Genomic DNA, 12,602 nt, shown 5'->3' with positions numbered 1-12,602 from the left:
AAATTCAGTGCAACTTTTCAGCAAGCGCCACACTCCATTGATCACTGTCCATTCAACTGCAAGGAGTCACCCAATGGCCCGCAAATCCGCCGTGCAAGCCGCCGAAGATCAAATCAAGGATCAGGCCTTCAGCGAACTTCAGGCTCTGATCCAAGAGTCCGACAAACTGCTCAAGAGCAGCGCCTCACTGGTCGGCGAGGAAGCGGAAACGCTGCGCGGACAAATCGCCCTGAAACTGCAACAGGCGCTGGATTCGGTGTCGAGCGTACGTGATCGCACCAAACCGGCGGTTGATGCCACCGAAAGCTACATCGGCGGTCATCCGTGGCAGACCGTGGCGATCTCCGCCGGTTTCGGTCTGGTGGTTGGCTTGCTGCTCGGCCGTCGCTGAGTCAAGGCACACAAAAAAGGCGAACCCGCTGGGTTCGCCTTTTTTATGCCTGCGTATTTTTGCCGGCTTTGAACCAGTTCCGGGCTTTCAGAACCTGAGCTCAACTCGATCTTTCACGTCGGCGCACATCCGCCATTCACCGCGGTCAGTCCCCTATCCCCCGGGGAGAGGGCTAGGGTGAGGGGCTTTTGATCTTTGATCACGCCCCCGCCAGCTCACGCAACTGCGCCAGCGTCTGCGCATCCAGCACAATGCCCTCAGCCAGCGACTTGCTGCGCTGCCAATGCCTGCGATCGCCCGGCAACCGCTTGAGGCCGACACTGTGCATCTGCCGCACCAGCTCACCACTGCGCTCGGCAAAACTCTGCCCGGCGGCTTTGCTCGGGTCGATGACGATCAACAATTGCCCGGTCCACGGCGTCTTCGCCCCGGGATGATTGGCCCAATCGAACTCGAAAGAAAAATTCCCTCCGGTTAATGCGGCCGCCAGCAGCTCAACCATCATCGACAGCGCCGAACCTTTATGCCCACCAAACGGCAGCAACGCCCCGCCCTCGAGAATCGCCTTGGGATCCTGAGTCGGCTGACCGAGGCTGTCCACGCCCATTCCGGCGGGCAACCGCTCGCCTTTGCGCGCAGCGATCTGCACGTCGCCATGGGCGATTGCGCTGGTGGCCAGGTCGAAGACAATCGGCGCGGCGCCAGCCCGTGGCGCGGCGAACGCAATCGGATTGGTGCCGAACAGCGGCCGGTCGGCGCCGTGCGGCACCACGCAAGTCATGCTGTTGACCACGCTCAGTGCTACCAGCCCCTCGTCGGCAAATGGCTCGACGTCCGGCCACAGCGCGGCGAAGTGATGCGAGTTGCGAATCGCCAACACGGCAATCCCGGCGCTACGCGCCTTCTCCACCAGCAACGACCGGGCGGCGGCCAGTGCCGGTTGGGCGAAACCGTTGCCGGCATCGACACGCACAAAACCGGAAGCGACATCTTCGACTTGCGGCACCGCGTGGCCGTTGACCCAGCCGCTGTTCAGGGTCGAGACATACCCGGGTATGCGGAACACGCCATGGCTGTGGGCACCATCGCGCTCGGCGCCGGCGCAGTTGGCGGCCAGCACTCGGGCGACTTCGGCGGAAGTGCCGTGGCGCAGAAAAATCGTTTCAAGCAGTTGCGTCAGCGCTTCAAGAGACAACGAGGACGAGACAGCAGAGGACACATGATCGTGTGGCGCAGACATCTGAAGCTCCAGAATGATTATTGGAGGGAACAACAGCGTACGGACGACTTGCCCGCCGATTAACCATGCCACAGCTGTCGGCTGTCAACCCTTGTATTGGCGATGACGGGCATTGGCTCATGGCACATTTCAACTCGACGTGTGCGGTAACTATGTACCGCCTGCACAGCGACCTGCGTACCTACTCTTGAACTCCCCGCCCACGGCGCCCCGTTCAGAGTTCCAATGATGTCCAGCCTCCTGCTATTCCCCGAGATACTCAAATCCCCGGGCCGGCATGCCAGCCTGGGTCCGACCCACGGCCTCAACAGCAAAGATTTCAGCTGGCTCGCGCATGTGCAACTGGCGACCCACGCCCTGCGCAGCGAACAAACCCCACCCATGCTGGCCGAACGCATTCTGCTAAACGCCGACAAGCAACTCGCCATCCCCCTGCCCGGCAGTTTTATTCTCGGCACCGGGCCGGATGACCATGGCGTGTTTTTGTACACACCTTACGACGGTCTGAAAAAATACAGCGATTACCAGACGCTGATGGACGCGCTGCAAACACGCCTCGATAACGCTGAAGAAACCGATGATCTGTTGGCCTTTCTCAGTGTCTTGCTGCGCAAGGAACTGGTAGAGAAACGCGGCATCACCCTCACCCGCGAAACCATCGAAGGTGATGTGTTTGACGATCAAAAAACGGCGATCAGCCAGTCTCAGGACACCTGCGCCCGCGATGTGCTGGATGAGCTGAAACGTCTGCCGTCGTTCGCCAGCTTGCTGGAGAACATTCTCGACGAACTGCTCGAGCCGCATTTTGCCGATTTGCCGCAGTCGCGCACCCGCGTCGGTTTTTACCTCGACAGCGCCCCGTTGCACGCGGAGATGAGGCAATGGGTCAGTTCGCTGTCATTGAGTGAAGCGCTGCTGCTGCACTTTCGCCGTCAGGGCTGGCCGCGCGGCCAGACAGCGGAATTTTCCCACCCGGCCCGCGCAAGCCAGGCGGCTGACCAGACCGCCTGGGCCGATGCGATCAAGTCCGCATCGGGACGACTGACCATGCTGCTGTTTCGACAGCTGGAGGCCTACTGGAATGCCGCTGCATTCGATGGCTCGCCCAGGCGCACGTACTTCAGCCAGGCGTTAAAGGATCAAATGCGTGCAGATCTGATGCTCAAGCGCGAAGCGGAAATCCTGTCTGCCACTGAATTCGACGCCCTGCACAGCGTGATCCGCGAACCGAATGTGGCGTCCCGGCGGCCCAACTTCGAAACCGTGTGCTTGCGCGAGGACACCGCCTACATCGAACTGGCCGGGTCGCTGATGATCAACCATGACAAGGCTTATCTCTACACCCCTACCCAAGGCTTGCAAGTCGTCACCAACTACGCCGATCTCAAACAGACGCTGACCGCCAAACTCAATGCCGCCGGCCATGAAGACGAGCTGTACGGACTGATGAACCTGGAGGAGCGCAATCGCTATCTCGGATTTGCCCACGCGCAAGTGTCCGGGGAAAACATCGGCGGCGACATCATCAGCACGCTGTTTGAAGCAATCCTCACCAAACAACGGCAAAACATTGAATTCGTCTTGCAGCTCTTCCGCCAGAGTGAACGCACAACCGACATCCATGCGCTTTTCGACAAAGCGCTGGATATCCGTTCGATGATTCATGAGCGTCTGCTCAAGCTCGACGTCAACGAGCGCTGGAGTACCCGACCGTTGTTTTCCAGTGCACCGCTGTCGTCACGGGTGCAGACCGACAAGGCCAGGCAACTGGCGATACAGCTTGAACGCGCCGAGGAGAATCTTGGCAGTCACTTCAAGGATCAGCCGACCACCAGCAACGCCGAACAACGCGTGTTTCTCGAAGGTATTCGATGGAAACTGGCACAGGCCTTTGAGGATGGCGTGCGCGCTGAGGCACACATAAGGAATCTCAGCGGTTCCTGGCTGACGGCCGAACGAAAGATTGTCGACGCCGTGTTCGATGCAAAACACGCCAAACGCAGGGATCGTCAGTCGCTCAATGGCTTCCGGCCGGATGCCTGGTCGCTCAGCGTTACCTGCGCAGGCAAAGCCGATGCACTGTCGCTTGCGCATTGCGTACTGTTGACCGAGCGCGGAGGCATGGACGTCGAGCATTCCGGGCGTGCGATCCTGTGGACGCCGGCCATGGGTCTGGAATCGTTCGACGACATCGCCATCGCGCAGAAGCAACTGCAACAGCGCCTGGACGACAATAACCAGTCTCAGACACTGCTGGAAAATCTGTCAACGGCGCACTATCAACTGGACCAACAATACACACTGGGCCCGTTCCAGTTGATTGAAGGCAACGTGTTGAACGATCGCATGCAATCGGCCATTGAACACTTCCTGGCCCATTGTGAGGCGTTACGCGTTTGCATCACGGACAAGGATGTACTCGCCAGTTTCCTTACTCGAATAACAAACACCGCCATCGATACCAACTTGCGCCGGGCCATCGACCTGGCCCAGGCTTTCGTCCGCCAGCAGGATTTCCCTGACTGGTTACGCATGGCGCCGGTAACGGAACAACGCACACAACTGGCACTGCTGGATGAAGTGCGGCGCAGCGTTATCGATGGCAAGGATTTTCTCCACGACGTCCCCGCGTTAGCCAGCCATGTGGAGCAGACGCTGAAAACACTGCTCGACGCCCGATTCCCTGGCACCGATCTCAAACCAAAGCAGATCCAGATCACCCCGAATCTCACGCTGGCAGGCCCGCCCTGCAACCTGCTCGATTTTGCCTTGCATCACTACAACATCGTGCAGGACACCGGGTTCAAGGTCGCCTCGACCATCGCCAGCGCTTTGCCAGCAACGCTCAATCAGTCTGCGGTTCAGCAACTGCTGCAATCCCTCGACATCACTACCGCCTACACCCGGAAAGTCACCGAGGCGCTCTCATCCGACACTGAGCCGGCACGCACCAGCAAAGCACGGTTCCTTCGTCAGTTGCCCTGGCAGTTGATGCAGCACGCGCACGCCTTGAAGTTGCAACAACAGTTGTCGCAAAGCGGTTTCGACTACGTTTGCCAGGTTCTGGACATGCCCGACGGGGTAGCGCGCGCCACCGTAGAGGGCGCTCACGCCAGTGCTTGCCCGCTGTCATTGATCAAGACCCCCGGTAGCGATTTCGTCGACGCCCTCGGACTTTATGTCATTGGCCCCGGGGCGGAACATACAGGGCCACGCGTGCTCTACGCACCCTACTCGCGGTTCGTATTTCGTGAATTCGAGGACGAAGCGCAATTGATCGAGGCCTTGAATACACCGGGGCATTTTCAGGACCTGATCATCCGGCGCCTGCCTTCCGGGCAACAAGCCGTCTTCAAGAATCTGCTGAACACGACGATTGGCAAGACCAGTGAAATCAAACTTCACCGCACGCCCATCACCGGCAATCTGCTGGAGCATTTGCACAAGGACACGCTCAGCCTTCTACCGCAACTGCTCGCGTGCCAGCCGCAGATCAACGCACAAGCCGATTGGGAAACCGCGAAGTCTCTGTTCAGTCACGGTGTGCGCCTGGTTCCCCATCTCTTGTCGGGGAAAATCGCCTCGTTGTTTTTTCTCTGGAAAAGCTACAACGAGTTCAAGGAGTCCGCCGAAGACCTTCAGGATCATCATTGGGCCAACGCTCTGAAAGGCTTTATCGCCGGGGCGTTATCCCTGTTTAGTCTGGGTCGGCTGTCCTGGGAAACAGAGGCAGAGGCGCAAACAGCTGAATTTGCCTCCGAGGCGCAGGCCACTGGAGCAAAGGTTGCCGAAACCGGCGCGAACACTACGGAAAAAACCGCCGCTCGCTGGTCAAAAGTCCCACCGGTTAGCACCTCGCGCGCGAACTTGCAGTCTTATGAAACGACCACCGCACTCGACAGCCTCACACTTGATAGCAATAAGCTGGTGTACGGGGATTCATCCAGCACGCACAAATATGCAGCGATTGCCGGCAAGGTATATCCGGTGGTCCAGGCCGAAAAAGCCTGGTACTTGCGCAAAAAAGACGGGAGCCGTGGGCCGGCGCTTGAACAGAAAAACTCACGACTGGTGCTTGCCCGCGCCAGTCAGGCCGTGCATCGCTGTCGATCGAGGAGGCCCCTGGCTCTGCAAACCAAAGTGGAGCAGCACTGTTCAATTCTGATGCTGATCCAGGCGCGAGGGATGGCAGAGATCAACCGCCGATACCCCGCCAGAGCCTTCGTGATTCAGCAAGCGGTTACCCGGGCAAGAAACTACGCGTTGTATTGCCTGTATAACTTCGTCGAACATCGCGACAACCTCGGGGGCACTCGTGTGGAAACGGTCCTCAGGGATTTTTTCGACGTGCGACAGATCACGCCGATGCTGCTGAAGAAAATCGAGAAGGTGATCCTGCCGATTTGCCGCGAACTGACGGACCCAAAGGATGACTTGCTCTACACAGAGCGCTTTTTCGCTGGCCTCAATGCGCGCTACGACGATGACACGGTTGCCTTTGTCTTCAAGGAAGACCGGCGAAAAGTCGTGCACTTCACTGAGCATTTTTTCAATCCGAAACTGGATGTCTACACCGCTTTTTTGCCGCCCAGGTTCAATGTTGATTCCCATGCTCGCGCGATCACGCTGCTGCACGAACTGTCGCACCTGATCAACGATAGCGAAGATTTCGTCTCCGTAGAGGCGATGAGTCCCTACCCCGACCTTATCGATACCACCACCGCGGACGGGCAACAGCTCAAAACGGGTCTGGAACGTTATCGTAAATCCTTGTCACGCTCCGCTGCGCCCGAACAGTTATTCGCGACCAGGAATGAGCAAGGGCTGTGGGTAGATCTGGATAAGTTGCCGGAGCAGGCCGATGTCTACAAAAAAGTCCTCAGTCTGACCAAAACCAGAAACCTTGCAGAGGCACGTAAAGCCTTTCGCAATCCGCTCGCTGATGAAGCGCGCATCGAAGTGCTGATGGCCAACGCCGACTCGATCGCCTTACTCATCAGCGAAATGGGCAGACAACTGGATCCGCGAACGGCGCCGATACCGTTGCCGGCGCCAACTTCAAGCCAGGCGGATTCCGTGCAAGCGTCACCGTGACCACGGGAGAAAAAAATGCGCCGGTCTGAGGCCGGCGCATTTTTCAGGAACACACTGAGTATTTACCGCGTGATCAATCCTTCTGGTCGCGCAAGATATTGCCCGATGCGCCGTCGATGCGGAACTCGTAAACCACGCCGTCAGCCTTGCGTCCTTCACCTTTCCAGTAGCCGTCGTTGTCGGCTTCGATCTCATAGACTTCGACGTAACCGGCCTTGGTCTTGACGATCTCGATGGCTTTTTCGATGGTGACCCAGCCAGCGCCGGGGCGATCGGCCAACGCTGCGCCAGCACTGAGCAAACCGGCCGTGGCGATCAACGCTGCGAATGTCTTCTTGATCATTTGTTTTCTCCATTTGTGGATAGTGGTCTTGGTCGTCCTGCTTTTTGGGTGTCTGAGGGAAAAATAAGTTCCACTTTGATGGGTAAATGCCATGACGGTTGTTCTCGGTCACTTCCCGACAAGGTTAGAATGGGCGAAATCAGGACGAGTCAATGACCCAAGACACTCTCTCGGAAGCCGAATACGATGCGATCACCGATGCCGCCGCGCATTGGTGCATGCGGGTGCACGCCGATGACTGCACGGACGAAGAACGTCGCGCATTCAAGCAATGGCACGACGCTCATCCCCTGCATGCATTCGAGTACGAGGCCATGCTGGAAGTCTGGGAGGTGGCCGAACATTTGCCACGCCCGCAATCCGTTCCGGTCATGCCGGCCCGTCAGGCACCGCGCTCGTGGCGTCAACTCGTCGTAGCGGCCGGCGTCTGTGCGCTCGCCCTGCCGCTGGCGGCTTACACCGGCTGGAATCTGGGCTGGCTGCCCAACAGCTATCAGCATTTCGCCGCTACCGATACTGTCCGCCAGGTCACGCTGAGTGACGGCAGCCAACTCGAACTGAACCTGAACACTGATCTGACCTTCAGCAATTACAAGGACGAACGCCGCGTCACCCTGAAAAAAGGTGAAGCGTTCTTTACGGTCAGCCACGACATGGCCCACCCGTTTGTCGTCCGCGCAGGCGAAGGCAAGATTCGCGTCACCGGGACGCGTTTCAATGTCTGGATGTATCAGGACCAAGTGCGTGTGAACCTGATCGAAGGTTCGGTGCTGGTCACCAGCAATCGCTCGTTGCCGGGCGATGGTTTGCGCCTCGGCCCGTCGATGCAGGCGCGCTACAAACAGGGCGATTACATGCCCCAGATCAGCCAGACTTACCCTGGTGACACCTCGCTGGCCTGGCGCAATGGCAAACTGGTGCTGGATAACCTCGCGTTGAGCGAAGCGCTGCCACTGATCAACCGCTATCTGAGCAATCCATTGGAGCTGGCGGACAACAGCACCGGTACGATTCGCGTGGGTGGCATCTACAACATCAAAGAGCTGAACAATCTCGCCAACAGCCTGCCCAAGGCGCTGCCGGTCTACCTCACCCGTAACAAGGAAGGTAACCCGGTGATCAACTCGATACCGCAACAACCGCCAAAAAACTGAAGGCCGCACCCCTTGCAGGATGCGGCCCTCTGGCTCAACGCAATTGACGCTCGGGATTACTGAGCGGCGACCTTCCCCGCTTTGTCCAGTGTCTGGCGCACAGTCTGCACCTGATACTGCGGGTCAGCCTGAATCTGCTGTTCGGTAAACGGCAGGACACTCCACTGTTTCTTCGAGAACGCCTCGGTCTGATCCCGCGAATACTTCGACGCCGGATCGCTCGACAGCGAGAACGCCAGCAGCCCTTGGGCGTGCGGGCCCTTTTCGTCGAAGGTCACGACTTGCAGGTAGCTGGTGCCGCTGACCACTTCGAGTTTGCCGTCTTCACGCGGCACGCTCTGGATAGCGTTGTAGATGCCCAGCGTGCCCGGCCCACCGTGAATTGGCGTCTGTTGCCCGCCGCTGCTGACGACCTGGATATCCCCCCAGCGGGTCTGCGGCTTGAGGCCCATTTTTGTGCTCGACTCGACCGATGCCAACATGGCCTCACGCAGTGCCTTGGCCACGGTTGGCTGCTCGATCGCCAGACCGCGCGGCGTGTGTTGCGCATCTTTGGGATCGAACGCGATACGCCAGACATCCGGCGAAGCCTGCAAGGCCTGCATGATGTTGTGGAAATGCATCAGGCCCATACCCGAATCAAGGTTGGCGCGGCCATCCCATGCCTTGAGACTGGTGCAAACCGGCTTCAGCGCTGGCGCATCGACACCGAGGTCAGAAGCACAGAACTTCAACAGATCCGGCACCACCTGAGTCGCCAGGTACACCTGATCGTCCATCACCATTTGCTGCAGATCCTTCACTGCCAGCGGGCCTTTTTTACTCAGCGTGCTCAAGCGATCCAAAGCAAACCGGGAGCGCAAGCCCAGTGGTTGGCCATCCTGACTGATCAGCGGCGAGAAACCGGTCAGCGGTTGCGCCGGGTTGACCAGCCACGCCGAGTCGTTGGAGTGCTGAACGAAGTCCTTGCGCAGCAGTTGCGGCAATTGGCTGGAAGCATAAATACCCTGCTGCGCCGCTTGCGGATCAATGTCCCATGCGCACGCGCTGTTGGAGCCATTCAGCACGATCATCTGCGTGCCGATACGCGGATCACTGCACTTGGCCAGTTTCTCGGCATTGACGTTCGGCACCACTGACAGGTTCATGTACAGCGTCTGGCCTTTGTCATCCACGGCCAGGGTGTTGACCCACGGAATGCCCTGAATCTTGTGTACCGAATTCTGCAGTTCCTGAAGCGTGGACGCCTGATTCATCGCGTACCACTGGTTCAGCACGCGATCATTGTCGATATTGGCATCGCGCAGGCTGTAGGCGAACTGATTGTCCCAGTCGAGCTTGCCCGGCCACTGCACGATCGGGCCAAACTGCGAGCTGTAGACATCACGCGAAACCGGCACCACCTGGCCGTCGCCCTGTTTGACCTGCACGGTCACGGCCTGCTTGTTCAGCGGCAAGGATTGGCCATCGAGCATATAGCGTGTGGAATCCTTTGGATCGAGTTGCAGACGATACAAGGTGAAGTGTTTCGACGAGTCGACCGTGTGCGTCCACGCCAGATGCTGATTGAAGCCGATATTGATCATCGGCAAGCCTGGCAAGGCAGCGCCCATGACGTCGAGCTTGCCGGGGATGGTCAGATGCATTTGATAGAAGCGCATGCCACCGACCCACGGGAAATGCGGGTTGGCGAGCAGCATCCCACGCCCGTTGAACGAGCGCTCGCTACCCACCGCGACAGCGTTACTGCCACGGTCCAGAGCGAAGCGTTGCTGACGCGCATCGGCCAACTGATAGGCCTGCACATCGTGTTCGATCACCGCGCTCGCCTGCGGCGGCGTAGCCCCAGCCAGCGCCTCGGCGAACTGCCCGACACCACCCTCGACCAGCAGACGGCGGGTCAGCTTCACCAGATCTTGCGGTGCAATTTCACGCACCCACTCGCCCTGACACTGTGGCGGCAAGCCTTGCTGACGGCGCTCGCCCAGATAGCGGTTAAAGCCCGCGGCATAGCCTTCGACCAGATCACGCACCTGCGCAGGTTGCGCCTGCCAGAACGCCTTGACCGCTTCCGGCGTGTTGAGCCAGGTAAAGAACACATCGCTGACACGGTTTTCACGCTGCTCGACGGTGAACTGGTCCGGGCCGAAGTAGCGTGAACGCTGACCATTGACCGTCACGATCTCATTGGCCAGCAGACAGAGGTTGTCCTGCGCATAGGCATACCCGATGCCGAAACCAAGCCCGCGCTCGTCCTGCGCACGAATATGCGGCACACCAAAAGCGGTACGGCGAATATCGGCGCTGACATCCGTGGTCGGACTGAACGCATAGGCCGAACAACTCAGCCCGAAAGCCACGCCGGCCAAGGTCAGTCCCGTTAACTGTCTGGAAATTATCACGCTCGCTCCTGATCGACATGCCAAAGAGCGAACCCGGCGCTGGCACGGATCCGCTCTGGAAACACCCACGCGTCCACGCGCAATGAGCCTGTCCAAGAAACGAAGTCAGAGGAAAAAATTTAGGCTCTCCACGCAATCCCCGAAGCAGAATCAAAAGCCCCTCACCCTAGCCCTCTCCCAGAGGGAGAGGGAACTGACCGAGGTGACTGCCAGAGCTACGCCGACGTGAAATACCAAGCCGAACGCAAATCCAGAAGCAGATCAAAAGCCCCTCAACCTGGCCCTCTCCCGGAGGGAGAGGGAACTGACCGAGGTGATTGCAAGAGCTACGCCGACGTGTAATGCGGAGCCGAACGCAAATTCAGAAGCAGATCAAAAGCCCCTCACCCTGGCCCTCTCCCGGAGGGAGAGGGAACTGACCGAGGTGATTGCCAGAGCTACGCCGACGTGTAATACCGAGCCGAACGCAAATCCAGAAGCAGATCAAAAACCCCTCACTGGCCCTCTCCCGGAAGGAGAGGGAACTGATCGAGGTGACCAAACCCACCCCCCCGCCCCTCACCACTCCACAGGATGAGCGTTAGCTCGGCTGCAGCTCTTGATCTTGCCGTGCTGGCCCCTTCGGCAGGCTGAGTGGAGGGATTGATCCGGGGGTGGGAGCGCAGCGACCGTTTGGCGAAGCCAAACACAGCGAGAGGAGGTGCAGCGAAGCAAACCGTAGGCGCTGCGCCCGGATCGATCCCGGAGCGAAGGAACCCCGAGCCCCAGCGAGCGGGCCGAACGCCGGGGCCCAGCCTTTTGCTTACTTTTCGGCGTCTGGAAAAGTGAGTCGCTGTAAGAGCGAAACCGCCAGCCGCAACCCCCAAAAAAACGGATATACACCCAAAACCCAAAGAACCTGGTCGGCCCAAAGGCCGCCAAGGCCACCCCCCAATCACAAGGAAAAGACAAATCCCCGACAAAATTTCTACATTTTTTCTTTCATGATTTGTCGTGCTGATACGTCTTGTTCTAGAGAGCGCAAAAAAACCACCCCGATCAGACTCTGAAAAGGAGTAATCGCATGTACAACTCGCAACTACCAGCGGACGGTAGCCAGGCACCCAAAGGAGTTTCCATGAGCCCTCACGCGAGCGATTTCGGGCAACGCGTCGAGCGTCACGGTAACGAACGCATCCGCTTGCTGCTGAAAAGTTTCGGGCTGCGCACCAGCCTGATTCGTCTGAAAGTCATCGACGCCTTACTGGTCGCCGCACAAAGCGAACGGCGCCTGGGCGTTCGCGGTGTCCACAGCCAATTGCTCGACCTCGATATTCCGCTGTCCTTCCTCAGTGTGCGTGAGGTGCTCAAGCGCCTGTGCGCCGAAGGTGTGATCACCTTCAATGACGACAAGAGCTACAGCCTGCATCCACAGGCTGCAGCTGTCCTCAACCACGATTGAAGCGTGCAGCCATCGCCGTCAAGGCTTGACCTTGCGGCGCATCACGCCGTTGATCACCACCACGATCACCGCCACACCGATGGCGACGAACTGAAACGTCTTCTCCGAAATCATGCCGGCATTTTGCAGCCAGGACAGGCCGAGCATGATGGCCAGGACCGACACGGCGATCAGAATCGAATAAATCAAGCGTTGCTTGTGGGTCATTGCGGCTTCCTGAAACTTTGAAATGTATCCGGTTTGTATCCGTTTGCATGCCATGCACTTACCGTTCTACGGGGATGCGCCGCTGCAATCGGGGTCTCATGTTACAGCCGATGAAGAGTTTTGGCTTCATGACGGCGTAACCATGAGGAATTTTCAAAATGCTGCGTCGAATCACCTGGCTGATTCCCATTCTTGCCCTGCTGACCCTGAGTGGCTGCATCATCTTCCCCCACGGCGGCTGGCATGACGATCACCACCGTTACTACCAGGGTGGCCCTGGTTATTACCAACATCGCTAGAACAGGATTGTTCGCCCTGCCCGCTTGCCAA

Annotated in this window: 9 protein-coding genes; 5 read left to right on the top strand and 4 right to left on the bottom strand. The window is 58.5% G+C overall.

The features are described from left to right. Window positions 1-73 precede the first annotated feature (73 nt). Window positions 74-391 carry an ElaB/YgaM/YqjD family protein gene (locus tag AB4O01_RS04555; protein ID WP_007917413.1) on the top strand — a complete coding sequence of 106 codons (318 nt, stop codon included), beginning with the start codon at window positions 74-76 and terminating at the stop codon, window positions 389-391. 199 nt (window positions 392-590) lie between these two features. On the opposite strand, the gene AB4O01_RS04550 is transcribed toward AB4O01_RS04555, so the two are convergent. After that, window positions 591-1,631, bottom strand: a complete 1,041-nt coding sequence (locus tag AB4O01_RS04550) for an Ldh family oxidoreductase (protein WP_186625567.1) — start codon at window positions 1,629-1,631, stop codon at window positions 591-593. 228 nt (window positions 1,632-1,859) lie between these two features. Here AB4O01_RS04550 and AB4O01_RS04545 point away from each other — a divergent pair, with 228 nt between their 5' ends. After that, on the top strand, window positions 1,860-6,725 hold the full coding sequence (locus AB4O01_RS04545; RefSeq protein ID WP_460090814.1) for a dermonecrotic toxin domain-containing protein: 4,866 nt from the start codon (window positions 1,860-1,862) through the stop codon (window positions 6,723-6,725). Window positions 6,726-6,798: 73 nt separating this feature from the next. Here AB4O01_RS04545 and AB4O01_RS04540 read toward each other — a convergent pair whose 3' ends face one another. Further along, window positions 6,799-7,068, bottom strand: a complete 270-nt coding sequence (locus tag AB4O01_RS04540; protein WP_093432877.1) for a PepSY domain-containing protein — start codon at window positions 7,066-7,068, stop codon at window positions 6,799-6,801. A 152-nt stretch (window positions 7,069-7,220) separates the two neighbouring features. On the opposite strand from AB4O01_RS04540, the gene AB4O01_RS04535 reads away from it, so the two are divergent. Then, entirely contained in the window at window positions 7,221-8,222 is a 1,002-nt protein-coding gene (locus AB4O01_RS04535) for a FecR family protein (RefSeq protein WP_460090813.1), read from the top strand. Between the two features lie 56 nt (window positions 8,223-8,278). On the opposite strand, the gene pvdQ is transcribed toward AB4O01_RS04535, so the two are convergent. Further along, the gene (gene pvdQ / locus AB4O01_RS04530; protein ID WP_460090812.1) at window positions 8,279-10,624 is read right to left on the bottom strand and encodes a bifunctional acylase PvdQ; all 2,346 of its coding nucleotides are present in this window, start codon (window positions 10,622-10,624) and stop codon (window positions 8,279-8,281) included. 1,063 nt (window positions 10,625-11,687) lie between these two features. Between pvdQ and AB4O01_RS04525 the strand changes: the two genes are divergently transcribed. Then, window positions 11,688-12,065 (top strand): fe2+ zn2+ uptake regulation protein, encoded by a 378-nt coding sequence (locus AB4O01_RS04525; protein WP_460090811.1) that lies wholly within the window; start codon window positions 11,688-11,690, stop codon window positions 12,063-12,065. Window positions 12,066-12,083: 18 nt separating this feature from the next. Here AB4O01_RS04525 and AB4O01_RS04520 read toward each other — a convergent pair whose 3' ends face one another. Next, entirely contained in the window at window positions 12,084-12,272 is a 189-nt protein-coding gene (locus tag AB4O01_RS04520) for a hypothetical protein (protein ID WP_038363103.1), read from the bottom strand. A 158-nt stretch (window positions 12,273-12,430) separates the two neighbouring features. Between AB4O01_RS04520 and AB4O01_RS04515 the strand changes: the two genes are divergently transcribed. Beyond that, the gene (locus AB4O01_RS04515; protein ID WP_176471331.1) at window positions 12,431-12,571 is read left to right on the top strand and encodes a hypothetical protein; all 141 of its coding nucleotides are present in this window, start codon (window positions 12,431-12,433) and stop codon (window positions 12,569-12,571) included. Window positions 12,572-12,602 lie beyond the last annotated feature (31 nt).

This window comes from Pseudomonas sp. S2_E02, assembly GCF_054668355.1.
The sequence above is the reverse complement of the archived record's forward strand: the minus strand, read 5'-3'. Positions and strand labels throughout refer to the sequence as shown.